Source organism: Pseudomonas ceruminis, assembly GCF_021602025.1.
In the GTDB taxonomy this organism is placed as follows: Bacteria; Pseudomonadota; Gammaproteobacteria; order Pseudomonadales; family Pseudomonadaceae; genus Aquipseudomonas; species Aquipseudomonas ceruminis.
In genome coordinates, this window is sequence record NZ_BQHW01000013.1 from 44184 (window position 1) to 69532 (window position 25349).

15 protein-coding genes and 1 pseudogene are annotated in these 25349 nt (G+C 57.2%); 11 read left to right on the top strand and 5 right to left on the bottom strand.

The features are described from left to right. Positions 1–7 precede the first annotated feature (7 nt). Genes L6D80_RS30340 through L6D80_RS16185 form a run of 5 tightly spaced genes read right to left on the bottom strand, consistent with a single transcriptional unit; the run spans position 8 to position 5206 of the window. Positions 8–337, bottom strand: a complete 330-nt coding sequence (locus L6D80_RS30340) for a YkgJ family cysteine cluster protein (RefSeq protein WP_323054622.1) — start codon at positions 335–337, stop codon at positions 8–10. Further along, positions 330–1964, bottom strand: coding sequence for a GTPase (locus L6D80_RS16170; protein ID WP_172221884.1), 1635 nt, complete (start codon positions 1962–1964; stop codon positions 330–332). The genes L6D80_RS30340 and L6D80_RS16170 overlap by 8 nt, the downstream gene beginning before the upstream one ends. Continuing rightward, complete coding sequence (locus L6D80_RS16175; protein WP_176515128.1) at positions 1961–3724, bottom strand: dynamin family protein; 1764 nt, start codon at positions 3722–3724, stop codon at positions 1961–1963. The genes L6D80_RS16170 and L6D80_RS16175 overlap by 4 nt, the downstream gene beginning before the upstream one ends. Positions 3725–3731: 7 nt before the next feature. Further along, positions 3732–4325, bottom strand: coding sequence for a hypothetical protein (locus tag L6D80_RS16180; RefSeq protein ID WP_176515126.1), 594 nt, complete (start codon positions 4323–4325; stop codon positions 3732–3734). 11 nt (positions 4326–4336) lie between these two features. Further along, on the bottom strand, positions 4337–5206 hold the full coding sequence (locus L6D80_RS16185; RefSeq protein WP_176515124.1) for a GTPase: 870 nt from the start codon (positions 5204–5206) through the stop codon (positions 4337–4339). 490 nt (positions 5207–5696) lie between these two features. Between L6D80_RS16185 and L6D80_RS16190 the strand changes: the two genes are divergently transcribed. The 11 genes and pseudogenes from L6D80_RS16190 to L6D80_RS16240 all read left to right on the top strand — a co-directional run bounded on the left by L6D80_RS16190 (position 5697) and on the right by L6D80_RS16240 (position 25338). Beyond that, the gene (locus tag L6D80_RS16190; RefSeq protein ID WP_176515116.1) at positions 5697–6440 is read left to right on the top strand and encodes a hypothetical protein; all 744 of its coding nucleotides are present in this window, start codon (positions 5697–5699) and stop codon (positions 6438–6440) included. 95 nt (positions 6441–6535) lie between these two features. Next, positions 6536–7957, top strand: coding sequence for a DUF262 domain-containing protein (locus tag L6D80_RS16195; protein ID WP_176515114.1), 1422 nt, complete (start codon positions 6536–6538; stop codon positions 7955–7957). Continuing rightward, on the top strand, positions 7947–9977 hold the full coding sequence (locus L6D80_RS16200; protein ID WP_176515112.1) for a DUF262 domain-containing protein: 2031 nt from the start codon (positions 7947–7949) through the stop codon (positions 9975–9977). The genes L6D80_RS16195 and L6D80_RS16200 overlap by 11 nt, the downstream gene beginning before the upstream one ends. A 368-nt stretch (positions 9978–10345) precedes the next feature. Next, entirely contained in the window at positions 10346–12538 is a 2193-nt protein-coding gene (gene zorA1, locus L6D80_RS16205; RefSeq protein WP_176515110.1) for a type I Zorya anti-phage system protein ZorA1, read from the top strand. 13 nt (positions 12539–12551) lie between these two features. After that, the gene (gene zorB1, locus L6D80_RS16210; RefSeq protein WP_012053768.1) at positions 12552–13295 is read left to right on the top strand and encodes a type I Zorya anti-phage system protein ZorB1; all 744 of its coding nucleotides are present in this window, start codon (positions 12552–12554) and stop codon (positions 13293–13295) included. Further along, a complete protein-coding gene (gene zorC / locus L6D80_RS16215; RefSeq protein ID WP_176515108.1) occupies positions 13292–14920 on the top strand; it encodes a type I Zorya anti-phage system protein ZorC in 1629 nt (542 codons plus the stop codon). Before zorB1 ends, zorC begins: the two co-directional genes overlap by 4 nt. After that, complete coding sequence (gene zorD, locus L6D80_RS16220) at positions 14920–18168, top strand: type I Zorya anti-phage system protein ZorD (protein WP_176515106.1); 3249 nt, start codon at positions 14920–14922, stop codon at positions 18166–18168. The genes zorC and zorD overlap by 1 nt, the downstream gene beginning before the upstream one ends. Before the next feature lie 794 nt (positions 18169–18962). Beyond that, the gene (hsdR, locus tag L6D80_RS16225; RefSeq protein ID WP_176515104.1) at positions 18963–21335 is read left to right on the top strand and encodes an EcoAI/FtnUII family type I restriction enzme subunit R; all 2373 of its coding nucleotides are present in this window, start codon (positions 18963–18965) and stop codon (positions 21333–21335) included. 453 nt (positions 21336–21788) lie between these two features. After that, positions 21789–22181, top strand: a pseudogene (locus L6D80_RS30345) (HNH endonuclease); the annotation flags it as partial. A 2-nt stretch (positions 22182–22183) separates the two neighbouring features. Continuing rightward, positions 22184–23668 carry a type I restriction-modification system subunit M gene (locus tag L6D80_RS16235; protein ID WP_176515099.1) on the top strand — a complete coding sequence of 495 codons (1485 nt, stop codon included), beginning with the start codon at positions 22184–22186 and terminating at the stop codon, positions 23666–23668. After that, positions 23665–25338, top strand: coding sequence for a restriction endonuclease subunit S (locus L6D80_RS16240; RefSeq protein WP_176515097.1), 1674 nt, complete (start codon positions 23665–23667; stop codon positions 25336–25338). Before L6D80_RS16235 ends, L6D80_RS16240 begins: the two co-directional genes overlap by 4 nt. The last annotated feature ends 11 nt before the right edge of the window (positions 25339–25349 follow it).

The window sequence follows — 25349 nt, forward strand, 5'->3', positions numbered from 1 at the left end:
GAAGTCCCTATGGTTGTGTGTAGCGGTTGTCTGTAGAGGCCGGGATTGTTCGGGTAGCTTCGCTAGCTCCGAGAGCTTGCAATTGTCTACATCCGGCTTCATTCATCCTGACGAACGTTTCCCAACTCATTGCCTGGCGATAATGCAACTCGTACTGCCGATCGACGCGGCAGGCGTCTGGCCGCTGGTCATAGATGCGGCAACCGGCGTCGTTTTCATCCAGGTGCCGGCAGACACCGTCGCCGCGGTCCATCGTGGCGGTATCAGCAAGCAGATGCACGCGTCGGCAGCATTCCATGCAGCGGCTGCAGGCAAAGCGCAGGGGAGTCTCAGGCATACTCACCCATTGCGGCCTGGCACTGGACCAGGCGTTCGCGGTCCTCGCTGAGGCGGCGCTGGTCCTGGCCGAGGCTGCCACGCAGGCTCTGCAGTTTGTCCTTGATCTCGGCGAAGTTGGTCTTCAGGTGGGTATCGACCATGGTGTTCAGCGACCGCGAGAATTCCCAGGCAGTCTCATCGGCGAATGTCTGGATCGCCTGGTCGCGACGCTCGCGCTCCTGGGCCTCGCGTTTGGCCTGTTCCTCCAGGCGCTGCTGGTCAGGGTCGCCAGCGAAGGCGGAGTACAGCGTGCTGCCTACCTGGAAAGCAATCCCGATGACCGGGATGACCTTACCGACGATCTGCTCGGCAACCTTGCCCATGGTGACCGGGCCGACGCCTTTGAACAGTGTCGGCAGCCACTGCTTGCCGACTTTCAGCACGCTGACGACATGCTCGGCCTTGAGCATGCTGCTGGCCTGGCGGACGCCGGATTCGAGTAGGCTCAGGTCGATACCTTGCGATGCGGGCGCCTGGTCGGCGGGAGCTTCAGGTGTATCGAGGTCCGGTGCAGCCTGGGCATTGTAGGCCTGTGGCTGTACCTGCACCTCTCGAATGACTTCGTCCAGCATCTCGGAAGCGTCTAGGCCCAGGCGAGTGAGTGCGTCTTCAAGCTCGCTGCAGATCTGTTCGTTGGCCTGCCCGATAAGCTGCTCGATCTTGCCCTGAGCGCCATCGATGTTCTGGTTCAGCGCAGTGATCGTGCTCTTGCCTACGTAGGCGGCCTTAGCTTCAATCAACGATTTCAAACCGTGGCGAATATCGATCTCGCGACGCGCGATTTCGCCATAGAAAGCGTCCAGGCGTTTGATCGAGGCTTGGTCCTGGTGTTTGTCCAGCTCGGCTACCGTCGCATCGAGGAAGCTGCGCAGTTCGGTGGCGACACGTGCGACGATGGCCTTCTGCTCTACGGATGCAAAGAACCCGGCCAGATCGCTTTCGAACTTCGGAAAGCCCGAGCTGTTCAGCAGGTTCTGCTTGTTCTCCAGTTTCGCCTTGAGCGCGGAGCGGGCGTTGACCTCGACGATCGGGATATGCCCAAGCACTTTCTGGTTACCGGCCTTCTGCTGAATGCGTTCGCTGAGTTCGTCTTTGATGCGGGCCAGGTCGATCGGGTCGAAACGACTCTTGCAGTTGAGTACCAGGAAGATCATCTTGCCAGCAAGTACCAGCTCAAGCAGCACATCGAGGGTTTTCTCTTCCTCGACCACGCCCAGCGGATTGACTACGAAGATCACCACATCCGACTGCACCAGCTGCTCTCGGGTGATGGCTTCATGCTCGAGCGGCGCGTCGATGCCGGGCGTATCGAGCACTTCGAAATCGCCCCAGCGATAGCCTTGCACACGGGCGGTTTCCGGCACATCGGCTACCGCGGCCAGCTCTTGGCCGAGCAAGGCGTTGATCAGCGTGCTTTTACCGGCGTTGTAGACGCCGTACACCATGATGCTCGCGCCGGCCTGGGCCTTCTTCGCCCGGCTCAGTTCGCGAATGCTGGCGACAGCCTGCGGGTTGTAGGTTTCACACAGTCCATCCACTTCCTCATAGAGGGCCAGCAGTTGGGTCATCGGGCCTGGTCGGGTCATTGTGCAGTGCTCGTTTCGAGGGTGATGAGTGCCTGACGCAGGCGCTCCATTTCGATGGTCAGGATTTGGCAGTACTCGAGCATGGAGTCCCTCAGCGGCTCGTAGATGCCCCGTACCTGCTCGGTCAGATAATCTGGTAGGGCATTGGCGTACTGCTCGATGGCCACTTGGCGTTGTTCTTCCAGGTTGTCGCCGACGACCACGTTGTGTTTGGCGCGGATGGCCTCGGCGCCGCGGCCAATCATGCTCGCGGCACTCCCCAGCGAGGCCCCCGCAGCTGCGCCCGCGGGGCCGCCAACGAAGAAGCCAATGACGCCACCGAGAACCGCCCCGCCAGCGCCCCAGGCAGTTTTGGTGCTGCTGCGGGTGCCGCTGGTGTATTCCTTCTCGACCGTAACTTCCCGGTAAGCAGGGATGGCGCCGAGACGGCTGGTGTCGAACGCACGCTGCAGCGTATTTTGCTGGCTTTCACCGATGCCTTTTATGGCCTCGCCAGTCAGCTTGCCTAGCACCGTGGCCAGGCGCTCGCGCAGTTGAAGCTGTGCGTCGTCGGTGCGGGGCCCGTTGAACAGTTGGTTGACGAAACTGCGCATTTCGGTGACGCCCTTCTGGCTCAGAGTTCGCAGCTCGCGCTCTACCGCCTGCTCCTGCTTTTGGATCTGCTGGTCGAACGTCTCGGTCAGCTCCTTGATTAGGCTCAGGTCGTCGCAGGTTTCAGCTATAGCCTTGCGCAGGTTGTTCAGAGGGGTAGTCAGCTTGAGATCGACACCTGGGCCTTGCGCCAATGCCTTGAGAGTTTGGTACAAGGTACCCAGGCCACTTTCTTGCAAGTTCGAGGGGTGGCGCTCGGCAAAACGGGTCGAGATAGGCAGGATGGTGACATGGTTGGCAGCGTCATGTTGCATCTCCACCAAGTTGCCGGTGACCTCCAGGATTTGCCGCTGCTGGGTTTCCTTTGACTTCATCAATACTTCGGTGACGAGTTGCCCATCGTCGTCCTCGTCTTCATCGGTGATGTCGCTGCCGGTCAGCAGAATCATCAACGTGCGCTTACCATCGAGCAGGCTGCTGACCTCGCTCATGTCGGATTGGCGGCCCGGAGCTTGCGAGTTCATGGTGTAGAGAATCAGGTCCGCCTGGTCGACATACTTGCGCGCCAAGTCGCCATTGGCCGAATTGGTCGAATGCAACCCTGGAGAGTCGACCCAGGTGAACCCAGGCAGCTTGAAGCCTTGAATAGAACTGGTGGCCTCGGTGGCGCCGACCCTGAATTGCTTGGAACTGTACGCCTCGCCTTCTTTGTCGCCGCTGGCGACGTCGGTTCGGTCATGGGAGAAATATGTTGGTTTCAGAGTGGCGTGGTCTTTGAGTTGCGCAGTTGGCTCACTGTGCCCCCAGGCCACGTAGTTGCCTAGCGAGCTCTTGCCCGACTTGACCTTGCCGTACACGAATACCAATAGGGAATCGTTGTAGTTTTCACGAAACTCCGCGCCTCTCGCACGTATCTCGGCGCGTTCTTCCCAAACACTGAATTGATCCTTCAGGCGTCGCGCCATCTGGGACGCGCCTTCCTTGAGCGGGTTATTGTCGCTGACGGCGCTAGCCATGGTTTCGGTTTGCTGTCGCAACAGCGTGACAAAACCCGTGCGTAGCGTATCGAAGCGTTGTTGGGCCTGCGCTAAGTCTTGCTTCTTACTGGAAAACTGACCCTGCAGTTGTTGAAAGACCTGCATCAACTCATCGCGAGTAACAGTGCTCATGGATCAATTACGCCTGAAGGAGAAGTTGACGTTTCAGCTGCTGCAGCCGCTCGATACGTGCCAGGGTCGCTTGCGCCTGGGCGAGCGCTGCCTGGTCGGAGGCAGATGCCTCGGCAGGCGCGGTCACGGATTCGAGCAGATTCACGCCCTGCATGAAATGAACGATGTGGCCGCCTTCCATGGCGGGCGACGCCTGAAGAATGGCTTTGACCGTCTTGCCGTAACTCGATGTCGACGATGCGGTGCTACGGATGCGTTGTTCGAGCTGATCCCCTGGCACCCCTTCGAGCGTCAACCGGGTCATATTGTTGACACTTTCAGTGACCGGATTGTGTCTGTCTGACGAGGCGGCTAGCGTAGATGCCGCTCCCCTGAGCTGGGCCTTGAGTTGTTCCCGTCGGTCGCCTGCAAGTGACTGCACTCGGGCCTTCAGGTTTTCGCGTTCCCGCTGGCGCTTGGCTTCCTGCTCCTGCTGACGCCGTTCGCTATCGTCGTGGTGCGTGGTGCTGCTCGAAGATGACGGGCTGTCGTCACTGACCGCTTTGGCAATGGCGGCGGCAGCAGCGACTGCCGCAACGCCGATCAACCAGGGTAGAGGCATTGCAAGTCTCCTTACTTGAGGCTGTCGAGTTTGGTGCGTGCTTTTTGCATTTCGGACGTATGAGCTTTGAAGGTGCGCCGAGCGCCGTCGATGTGCTCTACGAAGGCTTTGGCCTTGACCACATACGGCTCGGTGATCTGCTCGATCAGCTTGAGGTCCCGTTCGATCTCAGCGTCGATCCGCTCGCCCAGCTCCAAAGCACGCCGTGCCAGGCGCTTATGCCGGGCCTCTGCCAGAGACTGAGCGAGGCTTTTCGAAAGTGTTTGCAGATGCTGCGCCAACTGTGGAATGCCGCTTTTCTCGCAGAGCCCTTGCTTGTTCTTCTCTACACCGCTTTTGAAGCGCGTGTTGGAGATGACGAAGCATTCAGGCGCCGTACCCAGATGAATCAAGGCCTGACGTTCGATGGTATCCTTGACTGCGGCGAGGTCGGCGTCCTGCAGCTTGTCCAGCTGGCTGATCACTAGCACCACCCGCTCGCCAACATCCTGGCCAAAAGCGCTGCGCAGCTGGTCGAGTAGGGCCACTTCTTCCTGGTCCAGTTCACCAGGCGGGGCATGAACGAACAGCACAACATCAGCAGCATCGAGGCCCTGGTTCGCTTGTTGAGTGTCATTCTGGTCATAGCCCAGACCTGGGGTGTCCACCAGTACGTAGTTGTCGAGTTCCAGCGCTTGGTTGGTACGGGTGGTACGCACATCACCGGTTTGGAAATGCTCGTCGCTGGCGTGGCCGCTGAGCATATTGAGCAGGGAGCTTTTCCCTGCCTTGACCAGGCCCCAGGCGGCAATGCGGGGCTTGCTCGGGGGGGCATTGTCGCGCTGGTTAACAAACAGCTGGTACTCCGCCTCCAGCGCCTCAAGTCGTTTGGTTCGGTCCATCAGTCAGCCTCTCCTGTCGCATCACTGTTGTTTGCAGTGCATCAGCCCACTGCCAGGCTCAGGGTTCTGAGCATGATGTCATACGGCTATTAAATATGCATTTTGACTTTATTGCCGAGCGCGATCGGTAGACATTGGCAGGAGAGTTACGTCTTTAGCCTTGAGATGTTAAGCCTTGGGCAAGCTCACAATGGGGTCGGGCTATCCAGCATCATCGGACTAATGACCAGAATCCGCTTGCCTAATAGGTTGGAGCCGTCACCCAGTTGATCTGGCATGACGCTGCTGTACAACGTGGCGACCCCCATGACACCAAGTTCGAGGAGGGATGGTAGAGTTTTAACATGCCATGGTGGCATTTTGCCATCTCAACCATGCGGTTTTTGCAGGGGAAGGCCGTAGTCGCTCTGTGAGCTCATCTCCAACGTTTGCAATCGTGACAAATCAGCTCGTGAAGCCCACCCAAGGTCCCGCTCAAGGAATGAACGCAATGATCAAAAAATCGGTGACGGAGCTCGCGTTCGTCAACAGTAAATCGCCCCTACCCACCGTCGAGGTCGATTCGCAGTCCATAGAGGACGCAGGTTTAAGCATCTACCGCACGGTGATGCAGGTACTCACCCAATTGGCTGAACAGGATGCTTCACTGCGGGCGACTCTCTATATGTACGGTACTGTCAGCGTCAATTTCCGCGAGCCGTGCTGGTCTGAGTTTTTGCTGGTCGCAGGCCCAGAAAAAGTGCTGCGTGCCTTGGGGGCTGGCTTTGAACGTTTGCCGGCCGTGAAGTCGCGCTTCAGTGATTACGTTCCGTCTTCCGCAGCCCTGCGCACCTTCCATGTCCAGGATGGCTTAGTATGGGAACAAGAGGATGCCAGCACATGGTACTCCCATGCCCAGACGCTGGCTGACCTGACCGGTGAAGTCGACGAGGCTGAAGAGGCCGACGACGATGGCGAGCTGATCGAGGAGGAGGATGCGGAAGAGACCTGGGATACCGAGGACCAGGAGGCTTCGGATGATCAGGAAGAAGACTCGACAGTCGTTATCGGAAACCGGAAGGCGGCTCGCTATCGGGCCGCGCGCTCGGATGCGAAAGTGAGCACCATACGGGCAAGGATCGAAGATGTCTTCGGATTACCGGAGGGCTCTGTCGCACTCTGTGGGCCAGACGGCCGCGCGTTGCGTGGAAACGCGCTGATCAGGACGCTGCGTAAACGTTGGGACGAAAATTGAATCGGGAAATTCTACCCGCGAAGCCGAGTTCGCTTGTACGGGTCATTACTCTGTCTTTCGCAGAATTACTCAATGCAAGCGATTGGCCGTTGGCATTGGACAGCTATCAGCGTGGTTTCGTCTGGGGGCCAGACAAGCTGACGCAACTGGTCAATGACCTAGCAACATATGCAGCACAGGCGGATATCTCCCTGCCTTACTACATGGGTGGTGTACTGCTGCATCGTAATGCAAGCCAGTCGAAGCGGTTCATTATTGATGGTCAGCAGCGCATCACCGCGCTCTCACTGTTGTACCACCGCTCTACCGGCAAGCTGCCAGTGGGGCAGGTACTCAGCTATTCGGGCCAATCCGCGCGACATATTGCTGAGGGATTGCAAGCATTGAAGCAAATGGAGGCGATTGCGCCGCAGATCATCGAAAGGCTGCGGCTGACAGTGATCGAAGTGGACAGCACTGACCTCGCTTTCACCTTCTTCGACACCCAAAACAACCGCGGGGTGCGCTTGGAGGCCACTGACCTGCTCAAGGCCTATCACCTGCGTGCGATCGACTACGCGCAAGGGAAGACTGAACTCAAGGCTGCACTGCAGCGGGACTGTGCAGAGCGCTGGGAGAGGCTGCAACGCCACCCGGCGGTGCTGAGCCCAGGTCAGGACTTCGCCCCTAACTTATTCAATCGTTTTCTCTGGCGTGCGCGGCGTTGGCGCGGATCGCACACGCCTGCGGGGAAGCACGAGCCGCTCCTGGCAGAATTCCAGCGCGACACTTGGCCCCACGCCGCCGACAGCCGTAGCCGTATTGACAGCGTGCCGCTCTACGCGACCCGGCACAATCGGCTAGCGTCCTGCATGACGTTGGCGGGAGATGGTGATTATGTGCTGCAGGGTAACCAGCTGCGAGTCGGGCAAAATCCTGCAAGCCTGCCTATCGCGTTGCGTCAGCCCATCCATGAAGGTGTAGGGTTCTTTCTATACGCAGACAAGTACGCAGCGTTGCTGCAACGGCTAATGAATGATCCTGCGCCTTGTCCGCAGGTCAGTAGGTTCCGCACGATTTACAAACAGCTGCTGCGTAGTAACCAGGAGTACCTGCGCGAGATCTTCATGCTCTGTAGCCTGATGTATGTCGATCAGTTCGACATTGAGCAATTGACCGCTTTTGCCCTGCGCTTGGAGTTTTTGCTGGGCGCGATTCGCCTGGAGAAAAAACAGGTCAAGCAGGAAACCGCGGCCAATTTCTTCAGGCTGGCCGAGCTGAACCTATTGGATGTGATTGCCCAGAGTTACCACCCGAAGCAGGTGCTGGATTTCCTTCAGCACCGACAACAAGCGGTGGCGTCTTCGTATGCTAACGAAACGGTATCAGCAGGGCAGGGGGTGCAGGGGCGATACAAGAGGGCAGTCCTGGATTTCTATCAAGGGCAGTTGGACTCCGACTGCTCGACCCTTGCGGGTAAATCGCGATGGCTCGAAACGTACTTGAAGGCTTGCCAGGAACATCGCCATGAGTATTGATTCCCGTCTCTTCACCTTGGAACAGCTAGTTAATCAAGACGACGCGGCCTGGTGCTTCAACGTGCCTATCTACCAGCGCCTGTACGTCTGGGGTGATGATCAGATCAAGACATTGCTGACCGATATGGCGAATGCCTTTGATCGGGGCGAAGACCAGTTTTTTCTGGGTGGTGCCCTGCTGGTCGAAAAAACCTCTGAGCAAGATCGCCTTAAGGGGCTGCGCCGCTTCGACCTAATCGATGGGCAGCAGCGCTTCACGACGCTGTGGATGCTCAGCACGATCGCCATATGGAACCAAGTGATGGGCGACTTCAGCAGGGTAGTGCTGAAGGACAGCGTGATTCCACGCCTGCATTTCTCGATACGCGAGCAGGTGAACACCTTCCTTGCCAGCATGATGCCTGGCAAAAGTGGAGCAAGCCCAGAGATCCCGGATACTCAAAGCATGAGAGAAGCTCAGCAACTGATGGCCTCTTTCAAGCAGACCTACAAGCGTGCGGATGGCAAGCCTGTGGATGACGAATACCTCAAGGAGCTGGCTTCCTTCGTTTACCGCAAGGTTTCTCTCGTGCTCACACAGGTGCCTGAGGGGATGGACTTGAACAAGTTGTTTGAGGTCATCAACAACCGCGGGATCCAGCTTCAGCATCACGAAATTCTCAAGGCAAGGCTACTGCGCGACATCCCCGCCGAAAGTCGTTCCCGTTACGCAGCTTTGTGGAACGCTTGTGCCGACATGAGTGGCTTTGTCGAACGTAATCTCTGCCAGGATACCCAGCTTGAGGCTCACCGTTTGGGTGATCTCTATAGCAAAGGGCAGTTGCTTCACGCAGTAGCTGTGCACGGGCTGCTGTCGCGAAGAGCTGAGGCTGCACAAGCGGAGTCTGCTGAACGACTGACCTTGGAGAACATCGTCAACGGTGCAGATTCCGAGTTTGACAATGGATACGCGACCATCGCGGCGGACGAAGGGGAGGCACCATGGGCGCGCAGTATCATTGGCTTCCCTTTGTTCCTTCTGCATGTGCTGCGTATCTGGTTGAAAGAGCAAGGGCAGCCGGATCTGCCCCGCGTGCTGGATCGGCACCTGCTTACCTTGTTCGAGGCCCATTTACTGCAGCCGGCGGAGCCCGCGCAGCGTACCGCGAGGGCACAAGGGTTCATCGACCTGCTTTGGCGTATGCGGGTGCTTTGGGATGAATACGTCATCAAGTGGGTCGATCAGGGGGATGACGAGGTTCATCATATTTGCCACACCTCGATCTCTGCCAATGATGACAAGCGTTACAACAATCGCAGCCGTGACAATGATCTGAAACAAGGCATGTCGTTACTGCAGAGCATGCTCTACCACTCCCAGGAGATCACCACCCATTATTGGTTGACTCCGTTCCTCTATTTCATCCACAAGCATGCGCAAACCGTGCGTGGCAGCGTGGAGGAGGTTGAGCGCTACTACGGCTTCCTGTGCCATTTGGATAACCAATTGCTCGGGGAAGTGACGAGCGATCCCTTGGTAGTGCGCACGCGGGCATTCATGAATGAGCCCTGGCGTACCGCCGCTGCGCTTCAATTCGAGGCAGTGTTGCCCTGCGATTACGGCGTCGACTTTGCCCATTACTGGTTCTACAAGTTGGACTTTGTGCTCTGGCATGAGCAGCATCGTGATCATGATGCATGGGGCAACTTCCGCTTCACAGCCAAGAACTCGGTGGAGCATATTTCGCCGCAGAATCCACAGGTGACCGATACCAATAAGGTCACCAACGCCTGGCTGAACCGCTTTGGCAATCTGGCGCTGGTCTCGCGCAGCATCAACTCCGAGTACAGCAATCTGCCATACAACGAAAAGCGCCAGCGATTCCTCAACAAGCGAGCCCTTGAGAAGCGGCCAGACTCTTTGAAAATGGACTTGATATATTCGAATAGCGAATGGGGTGATGCGAAGGCAGAAGCGCATCAAACTGCAATGCGGGAGGCAATGCGACGCCATTACCAAAGGGATTTCTGCAAAGACTAGCGGGTAGCGAAGGCTTGGGGTTTCAGCGAATCCCATGCCTTCATTCAGCCGCCTGCTTGTTAAGGCATGGAGCGCCCTCGACAAGCCTTTTCGGTCTCCCAAGTCAGGGGGCCATTAGTGGTTCCCGGCTTTACGACGGTTACGGCTCAGGCTAAGGTGATGGCATAAGGATATTATTCTCCGGCATTTTTTCCAAGGAAGGTTCTGGGGGCGCATTGATGCGCCCATTCCACTACGAGCTTGTAGTGCCCCAAAACGTGCTTGGCAAGGTGCTGTCGCTGTCCCCAGCGGGACAGGCGATTGGCGCATCCGTGTGGGTAATGCGGTCTTGCTGAATATCAAAAAATGCTTAATTGAAGGCGGAAGGTATGGATTTTTCGACGTTGTTGCACCTATGGGGTGCAGCAAGCTCTGAGCAGCTGATCGCACCCAAAATGGTTGTTGGTCTCGTTTTCATTCTTTGCGCTTGGTACTTCGTCCGTTACTTCTGTAGGTCATTCAAGCTTAGCGCCCAGCTGAAACGTTTGATTGTTAGCTTGCAGAATGTGAAAACTCTCGATCCACCTCTCCGGCGTTCTGAGCTGGAACGTCTGTTCAGTGGCAGCAGACTGGAGCATTCCTGGCGCGAGTATGCTGAAACGCTGCACGATCAGTTCGAGCTCAAGGAGGGCGAACAGGTTCTTCTCCGATCACGAGCCACTGCCGGTGCTGCACATTTCTTCTCACCGCAAAGTGTGGTTGATACCCCGCTGGGGACCGAGTTCTACAAGCACCTACCGGGTATCTTGACCGGTATCGGGATCGTCGGAACCTTCTTCGGCCTGATGCTAGGTCTTCAGCACTTCGACCCGAGCACGCCTGAACAGGTTAACGCCAGCGTCGATAAGCTGTTGAAAGACGTGCTGTTCGCTTTCATCGGCTCCTTCATTTCAATCATGGCCTCTATCGCCGTCACGCTTACTGAAAAGTGGCGCTTGGGACACTGCTACAAGCTGCTTGAGGCATTCAATGAAACCATCGACGGGCTTTTTGACAGCGGTGTCGGCGAGGAATACCTGGCCGAGCTGGTGCGATCAAGTGCTGAAAGCTCGGTGCAAACCCGTCAGTTGAAGGACAGCCTGGTATCCGATTTGCGGGAAATGTTACAGAACCTGGTTGATACCCAAGTCCGTGAAAGCCTCAAATTGGCAGATACCTTGTCGACGACGTACCGCGACTCTGGGCAGCTGTTGGCCGACCAGGTGAGCGGTGCAATCGAGAACAGCCTCAAATCGCCGCTTGAAGCCATCGCGGGTGCCGTGCAGGCCGCCAGTGGAGATCAGTCCGGGCAGGTACAGAATCTGCTTCAGGATGTTCTGGTTGCCTTCATGAACAAGCTGGAAGGTACGTTCGGCCAGCAGTTCAATGGCCTGCACGAGTTGATGGGCCAGACGGTTGCCGCCATGCAGTCGATGCAGCAGGGCTTCTCGACGCTGATCCAGGATATGCGTTCGGCTAGCGAGTCCTCGAATCAAAACAGTTCGACCATGATTGCCCAGCTACTGGCCGATATGCAGGCCGGACAAAACGCCATGCAAGCCGGGATGAACGAGATGCTCGCCAATCTTCAGGCTTCGGTTACCCGTATTGGCAACGAAGGAGAGGGGGCTGGCGCGCGAATGGCCGAGCAACTGGAGAAGCTGTTCGCTCAAAGCGAGGCTCGCCAACAGGCAATGGCTGAGAATCTCCAGGCTTTTGTCGAGTCGATCAAGCAGAGCATCGGCCAAGGCCAGCAGGAAACCATGGCCAAGATTGCAGGCTCGGTCGAGGTGCTGGGGGAACAGCTCTCTGCAGTCTTCAAGCAACTGGAGCAGGGCCAGCAGCAGATGGATCAATCCACCCGTGCCGCCCAGGCTGACCTGCATCAAGGTACCCGCGAACTGGTGGGCGGCCTCGATGAGCAGGTCAAGGCGTTGCTGCAGACGGTTTCTGAGCAACAGAAATCTGCCCAGGACACGGTCAATGCATTGAGCGCCCAGACAGAGCAGCATCTGCACAGCATGCAGCTAGGTGCGGACAAGATGCGGGCGGCGGCTGAGCGGTTTGAAACCGCCGGACAAAGCGTTGCGCGAGCCAGTGAGTCGACTGCAGGGCTGATGGGTACAGTCCAGGGCGCAGGAGCTGAGCTTGCACAGGCATCCCGTGAGCTGAATACCGTAGTTGCGGACTACCGGAACAATCGTGAAGCGCTCGCGAAAACGCTCGCGGTCATCGAAGGAGTAGTTGCCAGTGCTCAAGGGGAAGCCAGCGGTCGCAGTCAGTATCTCCAGGACCTGAAGGTTCAAAGCGAGCGGATGCAGGCACTTAACCGTGAAGTGTATGAATACCTCGAAAACATCAGTGGTGTGCTGGGTAACGGCTTCAAGGAATTCGGTGAAGGCATGGATCGGGCGTTGAGACAAACCCTGGGCAGCCTCGACACCGAGCTCGATAAAGCAGTCAAGAGCCTCGCTGGCGGTGTGGAAGGGGTCAAAGAAAGCCTCGAAGACTTCAGCGACATCATGGAACGTATCAGGCGGTAGCGGAGGCTAGTCGATGTTTGGTAAGCAAATGCCTTCGGCTGCCCGTTCAAAGGACGAGGGAGAGAAGCCTTTCTGGATTTCCTTCGCTGATTTGATGACCGCGATGATGATTCTGTTCCTCGTGGTCATGGTGGCGGCTTTGAGTTCTGTGACGCAGCGGATCAACCAGGCGGAACAGGGGGAGAAGCAGCGTAGCAAGGACATCAGCCAGATCTGCGAGCACCTGAGCCTCAAGGCGAAGACTGCCAGCAAGACCATCGTTGTGGACTGCAAGGACAACCGAATCAGCTTCGGCGATGCTGGCCGTTTTGGGCATAACCAGTACGCGCTGAGCAACGATGGCCAATCGGCACTTCAGGAGGTCGTGCCGATGATTTTGGACGCGGCTAACAGTGAAGAGGGGCGCAAGTGGTTCAAACAGGTTGTGATCGAGGGATCGACCGACACCGATGGTTCCTACCTGTATAACTTGCACCTCTCACTGCAGCGTTCGGAGTGGGTGATGTGCAGCCTGCTCGATAGTCGTAGCCCGCTCCAGGTCGGATTGTCGCCGGAGCATCAACAGCAGATTAGATCGATGTTTCTGGCGGGTGGTGTGTCGTTCAACAATGCAAAGGACACCAAGGAAGAAAGCCGGCGAGTGGAGTTGCGCATGCAGTTCTTTGGCTTGAAGGAGAAGGAGAGCAGTCTCAAGCCTGATGTGCCGGTGTTCACTAACACTGACGTGGAAAAATGTCAGTTGGCGATGAACCGATGACCAGCTCGATCGCGAGGCTTTCCGCTGCCATTAGCCACAGCCTGTCATCTCATCGCACGGTGCAGGCCCCAGAACCCTTGGAGCGTTTCCCTCGTCTGGCTGCTGCGGGAGTCGATCTTTACGAGCGATTCGAGCGCGCTGAAAAGACCTTGCCGCCCCCCGAAGAAAAGCGCCGTGCTGCGATCAGCAAGTTTCGCAATGTGCTGCCACTCAACGCTTCAGAATGGCGCTTGGTGTTCGCCGGCCTTTCAGACAAGAGTGAGCGAGTCGGGCCGATACTGGACGATGACCAGCTTTACGCCCGCGTGCACGATGAAGTGCATCAGCGTATCGAAAAGCGAAGTCTGAGCCGCCGGGACTGGTTGGCGCTGTGCTTCAGCTACTTTGGCTACGACGCTGCTACGCCTGCGCAGAACGCCAATTGGTGCCTGCTGCGCGAAGATGTTCAGCTCGGTTTCGAATGTGTCATAGGCCAGCAGAAGCGCGTGAAGGAATGGGTGCAGATCGTTCAGCAACATCAGGAGCTCTTTTCCGAGCAGGCAGGTACCGCGCTGGGTGACCAGATGTTCAAGGGCGAGATTAGCGACCTTTCGGCATTGCAGACGATTGCGCAGATCCCGGATAACAGCTGGCTGTGGCGCAGGATATTTACCGTACTGATTTCTCGCATTTTTATGTTGGATGACGCCGAGTTTTCTCAGCGCTTGGCCGACCTAGTCGACATTGGCCGACAGCACCCGCGGTACATGAACGACATTCTAAGTGCATGCCTGTCGCGTTACCACTTGGCAGCTTATCGAGAGAAGCCATCGTCGCTGCTCAAACAGCTCGCGCTCGACAATTGGGGTAGTCCGCAGATCCGCTCCAGACAAAACAGCTGGCTGCAGTATGTCGATAAAGATGTCTGTGCGATGGTTGTGGCGTGGTTTGCAAAGGAGGATCTGGAGCACTTCTTCAACCTGCTCAAAGGGGAGGCAGAAGTCGATCAATCCCGTCTGCATTATTGGCTGCGTTTTGCCAACCAGATGAGTTACACCCGGATTGTCATGGGTTCGGATGCCTGGCATGACAGCGGGCGAGACTTCGTCCACTTCCGAGAGAAGAACAAGGGGCGCCTCAGCCGACTGGTAGGCGGACCCGGCCATAACAATGCCGTCATCATGCAGATCGGGAACTACTTTTTCGTGGAATTCTCCGGTACGGGTAATGCCTGCTATGTGTATCAAGCAGACAAGTCGCCTTTTAACCCAGACAAGATGCAGCTCGAATTGGCGAGCGAGCTGAAGCAGCCTAATCGTGCACTGGATCGAATGCGGCATTCACCTGCACCCAGCCGCCCGGACCGCATAGAGGGTTGGCTCAGCAAATTCGATTATGCCCTCGAGCAATGGGGTATTCGTGTACAGAGTCAGGCCGCAGCGGCAGGCTCAGCCAAACCGTTGCCTTTTGAAGACCAGGTCCGTGACGCTCTAAAGTCGGTCAAACACAAGATCTATGATCAGCGCGAGCGCGGCGGTGCATTTCAGGTCCAGCTTGATGATCATGACCCGGTCGCCGTAACTGCACTGCAGCGCCTGGGCTTCAGGCCCGTCAATAACCAGCCACTCCGGTTCTGGAGACAGTAATGCTCAAGCGTTTCCTAAAAGGTATTGGCCTGCAGCCGAACTCGGCAGTAGAAAATACTGAGCCGGTTTTTTCCATTGAAGAGCAGGGCATCTGTTATCCCCTGAGCTTGGCGGAGAGTACGGAGTCTTGGTCGCTGGCGAGTTATCTTGATCAGCTGGAAGAAGAAGAGTTCGTCTCCCAGCTGAGCGATCGCTGGCTGTTGACGTGGGATGAGCTTTACCGGCTGCTGGATGAGCCAGAGCACGAAACAAGCCTGCCGCTCTTGGGGTTGCCGCCACAGACAGCCCTCATCCCTCAATTGAGCAGCCAGGGCAGCCTTGCCTCCGACGATTTCAAGGTCTCCATCAGTGGCTGGCGTGATCCGCAGTCCAATGCCAACTTGCAGGTGCAGCGAACGGGGGCCATTGTTCAGTATCAGGGCGCTACAGAAATGCTGCCAGAGGCGTCCTGGAAACTGACCGGTGCGGTACGACAGCTTTATCTGGCACAACAAAATGAGCCCGGTGAAGTAACCAACCAGATCGGCTGGGCCAGCATCAGAAAACTGGCGCGCAAGGCTGGCGCTGGCATGGATGGCTTCCTGGACAAGACTGTCGTTATCAAACCCGAGAAGCTGCGACTTAACCCACGAAAGTCGACACTAGGCGATACACCGGTTATCGAGTTGCAACCGAGCTTCGAAGGCCAGCCGGCCAACTGGCTTGAGAGTTTTGACGGTGCCAAGCAGGTTCAGGATCGATACCGGGTAACGGGTGACGATGGCTCGCTGACTCATGTTCTGATTGAGCCTGAAGTCAAATCGGTACTGGACTACGTGCGTTCGTTGCCTGGGCGTCGGGTTGCTGGTGACGATGCCCTTTCATTCGTCCGTAACCCTTACAGCACACTCGGCGAAGGTGCCGCGCAAGTGCTGGATGCCGACGCCTATGAAGACGAGCTCGCCGACGCGGGCATTTTCTTTCATCGATTCCATCTGGAACCCCAATTGGATGAACCGGGCCAGCGTATCGAGCAGGTAACACTGACGCTCGAACCGATTTCTCCAACCCCGCAACCGCCCATCGAAATTGAGTTCAAAGCGGCCCATGAATTCGCGCCGCTGGTGCATGAACTGCACCTGAAGTTGGCCGCCGGCATGCCTGCGGGCTTCTGGCAGGGCTATGAGCTGGAACTCAGCGATTTTGATTTGCGCCAGTTGGCAGGCATCAATGATCTGCTCAAGCGTTGGCAAAACGAAGCGGCCGGAATCGAGTTTGAATCGGTCCTGGACCTTTCTCTCTACGGCGACCGTGTGACAGGCATTGGTGAGGCGGAAAGAATTACTTCGCCTTTCCTGGTCAAAGAGGCGACCGAGAACTGGTTGCCGAAAGATGTGGTAGCGCAGGGCATCGACGCAGAAATCCTGGGTCGGTGGGATCCTTCCGATCGTGCTCAATTTGAAGCGTTTGGGCAGCGGTTGGATGAAGCACGCGCTGCCGGTGATGACACGGTCTGTTTGCCAGAGTCCGAAACACCACTCTCGATTGCCGCAGCAGAACAACTGTTGGATGCCTGGTCGAAGAAGATTGGACCTGTTGAGACCGGCCAGGTTGAGCAACGGGAGAAAGTTGGCCGCGCCGTACTGCAAATCGGCCACAATATTGACGAGCCGACTTACGTTCAGGTCCGTCAAGCAGCGTTACGCGCCGCTTTGGATGCAACGCCAGCGTTGCCTGGCTTGCTCAAACCTGAGGTTGTCCTGCGCGAGCATCAGCTTCAGGGCGTAGCGTGGTTGCAGCATTTGTTCCGCTTGTCCCCCACGGACGTATCGGGTTGCTTGCTCGCTGATGACATGGGGCTTGGGAAAACGATCCAGTTGCTCACCTTCCTGGTCTGGTACCTGGAACAGTACCCAAACGATCAGCCAGCGCTGATCGTCGCTCCGGTTTCGTTGCTCGATAACTGGGAGCGAGAGCTTCACCGGTTCTTCTTTGCTGACGCGCTGCCTGTATTGAAGTTGTATGGCTCAGCCTTGAGTGCAGTGAAGTTCAAGAAAGATGAAATCCCAGCGGACTTGAAAGCCAAGGGCATCAAGAACCTGCTGCGCCCAGGTTGGATGGGCGATGCCCGAATTGTCCTGACGACTTACGAGACACTGCGTGATCAGGAGTTTTCCCTGGCGCGCCAGCAATGGTCCATCGTCGTGTGCGACGAAGCTCAGAAGTTGAAGAACCCCGCGGCACTGGTGACTCAGGCGATCAAAGCCATCCCCGCACGGTTCCGAGTGGCGTGTACCGGTACGCCGGTCGAGAACACCCTGATCGATCTCTGGTGCCTGTTCGACTTCATTCAGCCTGGATTCCTTGGCGGTTTGAATCAGTTCGGTCGCGACTATCAGCGCCCCATCGAAGCCGCACTGGAGCGTGATACGGATGCGTTGGAACGCCTGCGTGGGCTTATCGAACCGCAGACGTTGCGGCGGACCAAGCAGGACATCGCCAAGGACCTGCCAGCCAAGATCGAAGACACAGCATGCCGTTCACTTGGCATGCATGCCCTGCAGCGTAACCTGTATCTGTCCGAAATTTCCGCATACAGCCAGAAGCAGCAGATCGAAGAGCAGCTCGATCAGAAGACCTCCGGCATGCTGGGCTTGCTGCACAAGCTCAAGCTGATTTGTGCCCATCCCTACAGCGTTCAGCCAGACACGAGGTTGCGCGACAACTCGCCGAAGCTTCAGTGGCTGATGCAGACGCTCGAGTCGATCAAAAGGGCCGGCAACGGCGACAAGGTCATCCTCTTTACCGAGTTGCGAGATATTCAGCGGGAATTGCAGCACGCAATTCAGCAGCATTTCGGCTTTCGGGCGACGGTCATCAATGGCGATACCAGTACCAGCAGTCAGAGCTCTAATAGCCGGCAGAGGCTGATCGATCAATTCCAGGAGCTGCCAGGTTTCGCTGTCATCATCCTGTCCACTATCGCCGTCGGATTCGGGGTGAACGTGCAGGCCGCCAACCACGTCATTCACTTCACGCGCTGCTGGAACCCGGCCAAGGAAGATCAGGCGACCGATCGGGCCTATCGGATTGGGCAGCAGAAGGATGTGTATGTGTACTACCCGACGGTTCGAGATGCAGCGATGCCGACGTTTGAGGCGACGCTGGATGAACTTTTGAGTAAGCGACGGGCGTTGGCGCGGGATATGTTGAGTGGGGCTTCGGAGCTTCAGGCTTCGGATTTTGAGGGATTGCTGGGGGCGCGGTGAAGGCTGAGCCTTTAATTAATCAAAATCACAATCGAATTAGAAAGGTGACGGCCAGCCTCGACACACTGTTAATGCCTGCCTCCCTATGCGGGGTTACTTAGCTATGTGTCAATTATGCGTGCAGGTTGTTCATTACTGCATTGGCAATTGCAGAGCTTTCAGCCGCCTGAGGGGTTTCTAACGCAGTATCGCCAGCGAGGCCTGCCTGGATTGTTTACCTGTGAGCTTGTCCAGTCTTGGCGCCGGCAGCTCAATGGCCTACGGTGCGCTGAAGTTTGCATCGCAGGTCGCATACGTCGAAGCAGCTGTGGTGTCCATGATGCCGAGTAGGTTGAGCGAAGAGCTATCCGCCTCGGGCTCAGCATCGCATTCTTCGTAACGGCGGCATCGATGGCCTATTGGATTACTCGCATCCGCTGTTCTGTGAGCGCAACTACCTTTGCTTTCTCACCGGGGGCAGCTCCCGGCAGCTTCAGGACAGACGGGGGATAGTGATGATCCAGCGGCGTGATCCAGTCGCACGGGGGATGTTCATTTCGCCATGCTCTGACGTCACAACGCCGCTCGAGTAGCTTGAGTGGAATACTGGTGCTACCTCTGCAAAAAACAACGCGTTTTGATGGGACGCCAGCTTTACCCATGCTGGCTGGATAGATATTGTGACGTCGTTCGCACACAGTTAGGTCAAAGAGCCATCAGGGACGTGATCAAGGGCTCTAGCGTGGAGACGCCGTCCCAATAATCTCCTCGCTAACCAGATATGCGAGGCCAAGGCAGTTCAACGGGACGGATACATGGACAAGAATTCACTGACTGAGCGCGACATCTGCAGCAAATACATCACGCCTGCCATCACCGCAGCGGGCTGGGATTTGCACAAGCAGGTCCGTGAGGAAGTCAGCTTTACCAAGGGGCGCATCATCGTCCGTGGCAAGCTGCACAGCCGGGGCGAATCGCGCCGCGCAGACTACATCCTGTATCACCAGGCCAACCTGCCGCTGGCTGTTATCGAAGCCAAGGACAACAAGCATGCCCTCGGCGCCGGAATGCAGCAGGCGCTCGGTTATGCCGAGGCGCTGGATGTGCCGTTCGTGTTCTCCAGCAACGGTGACGGTTTTCTCTTCCATGATCGCAGTGGTACCGGCGCGCAGAAGGAAACCGAGCTGAGCCTGAGGCAGTTCCCCAGCCCCGGGGAGCTGTGGCAGCGCTACTGTCAGTGGAAGGGCCTCAGCGGCGAAAGCCAGCAGAAGGCCGAAGCCCCGTATTACGACGACGGCTCCGGGCGCATTCCGCGCTACTACCAGATGAACGCCGTCAACCGTACCGTTGAGGCCGTGGCGCGCGGGCAGGATCGCATCCTGCTGGTCATGGCCACCGGCACCGGCAAGACCTACACGGCCTTCCAGATCATCTGGCGCTTGTGGAAGTCTGGGCAGAAGAAACGCATCCTCTTCCTCGCCGACCGCAACATCCTCGTCGACCAGACCAAGAACAACGACTTCAAGCCCTTCGGCCAGGCGATGACTAAGATTGCCAAACGGCAGATCGAAAAGTCCTACGAAATCTACCTGTCGCTGTATCAGGCCGTGACCGGCAACGAAGAAGAGAAGAATGTCTACAAGCAGTTTTCCCGCGATTTCTTCGACCTCGTGGTGATCGACGAATGCCACCGAGGCAGCGCGTCCGAAGACTCGGCCTGGCGCGAGATTCTCGACTACTTCTCCGGTGCCACTCACATCGGCCTGACCGCTACGCCGAAGGAGACCAAAGAGGTTTCCAGCATCACCTACTTCGGTGAGCCGGTGTACAGCTACACCCTCAAGCAAGGCATCGAAGATGGCTTCCTCGCCCCGTACAAAGTGGTTCGCATCGACTTCGACAAAGACTTGCAAGGCTGGCGCCCGCCCAAGGGCACGCGCGACAAGAACGGTGAGCTGATCGAAGACCGCGTTTATGACCTCAAGGACATGGACCGCGACCTGGTGATCGAGGCGCGCACCCAGTTGGTCGCACGCAAAGTCACCGAATACCTGACGGCTACCGATCCGTACCAGAAAACCATCATCTTCTGCGACGACATCGACCACGCCGAGCGCATGCGCCAAGCCCTGGTCAACCTCAACCCCAAGCGCGTTGAGGAAAACCGCAAATACGTGATGCGCATTACCGGCGACGACAAGGAAGGCAAGGCCGAGCTGGACAACTTCATCGACCCCGAGTCGCGCTACCCGGTGATTGCCACCACCAGCAAACTGATGACCACCGGCGTCGATGCCCAGACCTGCAAACTGGTGGTGCTCGACCAGCACATCAAATCCATGACCGAGTTCAAGCAGATCATCGGCCGCGGCACCCGTATCAATGAGGATTACGGCAAGTACTGGTTCACCATCATGGACTTCAAGAAAGCCACCGAACTTTTTGCCGACCCGGCCTTCGACGGCGAGCCTGTGGTGATCTACAACCCCGAGGGCGATACCTCACCGGTGCCGCCGGAGGATACCGAGGGCGAAGAGGGTGACGTGATCGACGGTGGCGCTGGGGCAACCGAAGGTGACGAAACCACCAGTGGCGGTGACGACGATGACGGCAAGAAGCGCGTCAAATACGTGATCAACAACGTCGCCGTGCACGTTATTGCCGAGCGCGTGCAGTACTACGGCCCGGACGGCAAGCTGATCACCGAATCGCTGCGCGACTACACCCGCACCTGCGTTAAGAAACAGTTCGCCTCGCTGGATGACTTTCTGCGCCGTTGGAGCGATGCCGAGCAGAAGAAAGCCATCATCGACGAACTGGCCAGCCAGGGCGTGATGTGGGAAGCCCTGGCCGAGGAGGTCGAAGCCAAACGCGGCCAGCCGCTCGATCCGTTCGACCTGGTCTGCCATATCGCCTTCGACCAGCCGCCGCTTACCCGCAAGGACCGCGCCGAACAGGTGAAAAAGCGTAACTACTTCGCCAAATACTCCGGCGCCGCCCGCCAGGTACTGGAAGCGCTGCTCGACAAATACGCCGACACCGGCGTCGAGCACATCGAAGACATCAAGATTCTTCAGCTGGCGCCATTCAGCCAGATCGGTGCGCCGATTGAGCTGGTCAAGGCCTTTGGCGGCAAACCGGGCTATCAGCAGGCCATTCAGGAGCTTGAGCGACAGCTCTACGGATAACCGATGCCCAAACTTAATTCATTTGAAATCGCAGCTGCGCTCATCCGTAAGGGCTTTGTTCTGACCGTCGAAAATCAACATGCTAACGGGTATGAGCATCCTGATTTTAACGGTCGTGTCTTCGTCAAAATGAGCAAAACGGGTGCTCCAGTTGCCAAGCAGCCCTTCCTCATTCATCCAGAACATGCCACCACAGGTAAATGGGCCTCCATCAAGGTACTTTCCCCTTCGTTGCCAAATACCGGGTATCGAAACACCAACATGACGGGTTATCCTGCCGTTCCTGCCGTTGCTGGCTCTGACAGTAAATTAGCAATTGCATTGGATATCGCTACAGAGGCCGATCTTCATCAACTGCTTGATCTACTCGGTTATAAATCCTCTGTTTCTGCCCTCCAGTTCGCGACTGCTAAATCTTCGGTCTCAACAGAAGAATTTCTAAACGAACCCAACCTCACCGACACCGAACGCGATGCCCTGATCAAAGCGCGCATCGGCCAGAGCGGCTACCGCGACGACCTGCTGGCCTACTGGGGCGGCTGTGCGATTACCGACTGCTGCGTACCCGAGTTGTTGCGGGCCTCGCATATCAAACCCTGGCGTGCTGCCAGCCCGACCGAACGGCTTGATCCGTTCAACGGGCTGTTGCTCACCCCCAATCTTGATCTGGCCTTCGACTGTGGCCTGATCAGCTTTGACGATCAGGGGCAGATTCTCCTCTGCAAGGATCTCGACCCCGACAGCGCCCGTGCGCTCAACATCACCCCTTGTCTGCGCTTGCGCCAGATCAAGCCGCAGCATCGCGGTTATCTGGCCTGGCACCGTGAACACCTTTTCAGGAAGTAAGCATGTCCATCAGCAGCACCATTAAATCCATCCAGGACATCATGCGCAAGGACGTCGGCGTCGACGGCGATGCGCAGCGTATTGGCCAGCTTGTGTGGATGTTGTTCCTGAAAATCTTCGACGACCGCGAGCAGGAGTGGGAGCTGCTCGATGACAACTACCGTTCGCCGATTCCGGAGAGCTGCCGCTGGCGCACTTGGGCGGCCAACCCGGAGGGCATCACCGGCGATGCCCTGAAGGACTTCATCGACAACAACCTATTCCCGCAGCTGCAGAACCTCCACGAATACAGCACCACGCCAGCTACCTACGTGGTGCGTGGCGTGTTCGAGGATGCTTACAACTACATGAAGTCTGGCCAGTTGATCCGCCAGGTGATCAACAAGATTCAGGAAGGGGTGGACTTCAACAAGGCGCAGGAGCGCCACGCCTTTGGCGACATGTACGAGCAACTGCTGCGCGACCTGCAGAACGCCGGCAATGCCGGTGAGTTCTACACCCCGCGCCCGGTCACCGAATTCATGGTGCGCATGGTCGATCCCAAGCTAGACGAAAAGGTCATGGACCCGGCCTGCGGCACCGGCGGCTTCCTGACCTGCAGCATCGAGCACAAGCGCAAGCGCTATGTGCAAACCGCCGAGGACGAGCGCGCCCTGCAGGCGAGCATCTTCGGCGTGGAGAAAAAGCCGCTGCCGCACCTGCTGGCCACCACCAACATGATCCTGCATGGCATCGAAGTGCCCAACCAGATCAAGCACGACAACACCCTGGGGCGCCCGCTTATCAGCTGGGGGCCGGCTGAGCGGGTCGATTGCATCGTCGCCAACCCGCCGTTCGGTGGCATGGAAGAAGACGGCATCGAAACCAACTTCCCCACTGCCTTCCGCACCCGTGAAACCGCCGACCTGTTCCTGGTGCTGATCATGCACCTGCTCAAGGACGGCGGCCGCGCCGCCGTGGTGCTGCCCGACGGCTTCCTCTTTGGTGAAGGCATCAAGAGTCGCATCAAGGAAAAGCTGCTGACCGAGTGCAACCTGCATACCATCGTTCGCCTGCCCAACGGCGTGTTCAACCCCTACACCGGTATCAAGACCAACCTGCTGTTCTTCACCAAAGGCACGCCCACCAAGGACGTATGGTTCTACGAGCACCAGTACCCGGCCGGTTACAAAAGCTACTCGAAGACCAAACCCATGCGCGTCGAAGAGTTTGCCGTCGAGGAAGCCTGGTGGGGCAGCGAGGCCGATGGCTTTGCCGCGCGGCAGGAGAACGAGTTCGCCTGGAAGGTCAGCTTCGACGAACTGCAAAACCGCAACTGGAACCTCGACTGCAAGAACCCTCACGTCGGCGAACAGATCAGCCACGACCCGGACGAACTGCTGCGCGACTACGCCGCGCTGCAAGGCGAGATTGGTGAACTGCGCGACCAGCTCAAGGCTGTGCTGGCCGAGGCCTTTGCCGCTCAGGCGGAGGAGCGTGACGCATGAGCGCCGTGTTGACCGACAATCTGCCGCTGCTGGCCGGCGCGCCCAATGGCATCAAAAAGCTGCGTGAGCTGATTCTGGAGCTGGCGGTGCGCGGTAAGCTGGTGCCGCAAGATCCGAGTGATGAGCCGGCCAGTGAGTTGCTGAAGCGGATTGCTGAGGAAAAAGTGCGGCTTGTGGCGCAGGGGAAAATCAAGAAGCAGAAACCGCTGGCTGGCGTTGAAGAGGCAGCACTACCGTTTGAATTGCCAGTGGCCTGGGTTTGGGCTCGTCTTGGCGAGATTACCAACTTTGGTACTACAACCAAAAAAGACGAAATCCTAGATGACGCTTGGGTGCTCGATCTTGAGGATATTGAGAAAGACACTTCAAGACTTTTACAGAAGGCTCGCTTTTACGAGCGTAACTCTCTCAGTGACAAGAACAGCTTCGCTAAAGGCGATGTGCTCTATGGCAAGCTCCGTCCGTACCTGAATAAGGTTCTAGTAGCTGAGGATGACGGATTTTGCACAACCGAAATTCTCCCGTTCAGGTGCCACGGACCTTTTGTAGCGCACTACTTTATGGTCGCGCTGAAAAGCCCGTACTTCCTCAGCTATGTGAATGCTAAAAGCTACGGTATGAAAATGCCTAGGCTAGGAACTGAAGACGGTAGGCAAGCCCTTTTCCCTCTACCCCCTCTCGCCGAACAACACCGCATCGTCGCCAAAGTCGATGAGCTGATGGCCCTGTGCGACCGGCTGGAGGCGCGGCAGGCCGATGCCGGCAGCGCCCACGTCCAACTGGTGCAGGCGCTGCTGGGCAGCCTGACTCAGGCCAGCGATGCAGAAGACTTTGCGCAAAGCTGGCAGCGCCTTGCCGAGCACTTCCACGCCCTGCTCACCACCGAATCCAGCATCGACGCCCTCAAGCAAACACTGCTGCAACTTGCCGTGATGGGCAAGTTGGTGACGCAAGATCCTAGCGATGAACCGGCGAGTGAATTGCTGAAGCGGATTGCTGAGGAAAAGACGCGCCTCATCTCCGAAGAAGGCCTTCGAACGACAGCAAGAGACGATGTCCCAGAGGCTGAGCACTACTTCAGGCTGCATACCGGTTGGGCGTCCTGCCGGCTTGGCAACCTTGCTCGCTTCATTGACTACCGGGGCAGGACACCTACAAAAACATCATCTGGCGTACCGCTCATTACTGCCAAAAATGTACGTCCAGGATTCATCAGTAGAGATCCTCAAGAGTTCATTGCTGACACGGACTACTTGTCTTGGATGACAAGAGGCTTTCCACGGGTTGGAGACATGCTTTTCACAACCGAAGCTCCAATGGGGAACGTGGCGATAATTGATATTGCTGAGCGTTTTGCACTGGCTCAGCGCGTGATTTGCTTCCAACTGCATGAGCTGGAAACGGGCCCATTCCTGAAGCTGGCCCTGATGTCCTCTGGCTTTCAGGCGCAGCTTTCAGATGCTGCCACAGGTATGACCGCCACTGGTATCAAATCCTCTCGCCTTAGAGAAATACCAGTTCCGATACCTCCGCTCGCAGAACAACACCGCATTGTCGCCAAAGTCGACGAGCTAATGGCCCTCTGCGACCAACTCAAAGCCCGCCTTAACCAGGCCCGGCAAGTGCACGAGCATCTGGCCAGTGCGCTGATCGAGCAGGCCGTGGCCTGATTTAACAAGAG

Excerpts from the sequence above, each read along its gene's own strand:
- L6D80_RS16185 (WP_176515124.1), bottom strand. The coding sequence starts at position 5,206 with ATGGACCGAACCAAACGACTTGAGGCGCTGGAGGCGGAGTACCAGCTG.
- zorD (WP_176515106.1), top strand. The coding sequence starts at position 14,920 with ATGCTCAAGCGTTTCCTAAAAGGTATTGGCCTGCAGCCGAACTCGGCA.
- zorA1 (WP_176515110.1), top strand. The coding sequence starts at position 10,346 with ATGGATTTTTCGACGTTGTTGCACCTATGGGGTGCAGCAAGCTCTGAG.
- L6D80_RS30340 (WP_323054622.1), bottom strand. The coding sequence starts at position 337 with ATGCCTGAGACTCCCCTGCGCTTTGCCTGCAGCCGCTGCATGGAATGC.
- L6D80_RS16180 (WP_176515126.1), bottom strand. The coding sequence starts at position 4,325 with ATGCCTCTACCCTGGTTGATCGGCGTTGCGGCAGTCGCTGCTGCCGCC.
- zorC (WP_176515108.1), top strand. The coding sequence starts at position 13,292 with ATGACCAGCTCGATCGCGAGGCTTTCCGCTGCCATTAGCCACAGCCTG.
- L6D80_RS16175 (WP_176515128.1), bottom strand. The coding sequence starts at position 3,724 with ATGAGCACTGTTACTCGCGATGAGTTGATGCAGGTCTTTCAACAACTG.
- zorB1 (WP_012053768.1), top strand. The coding sequence starts at position 12,552 with ATGTTTGGTAAGCAAATGCCTTCGGCTGCCCGTTCAAAGGACGAGGGA.
- L6D80_RS16235 (WP_176515099.1), top strand. The coding sequence starts at position 22,184 with ATGTCCATCAGCAGCACCATTAAATCCATCCAGGACATCATGCGCAAG.
- L6D80_RS16170 (WP_172221884.1), bottom strand. The coding sequence starts at position 1,964 with ATGACCCGACCAGGCCCGATGACCCAACTGCTGGCCCTCTATGAGGAA.
- L6D80_RS16240 (WP_176515097.1), top strand. The coding sequence starts at position 23,665 with ATGAGCGCCGTGTTGACCGACAATCTGCCGCTGCTGGCCGGCGCGCCC.
- L6D80_RS16200 (WP_176515112.1), top strand. The coding sequence starts at position 7,947 with ATGAGTATTGATTCCCGTCTCTTCACCTTGGAACAGCTAGTTAATCAA.
- hsdR (WP_176515104.1), top strand. The coding sequence starts at position 18,963 with ATGGACAAGAATTCACTGACTGAGCGCGACATCTGCAGCAAATACATC.
- L6D80_RS16190 (WP_176515116.1), top strand. The coding sequence starts at position 5,697 with ATGATCAAAAAATCGGTGACGGAGCTCGCGTTCGTCAACAGTAAATCG.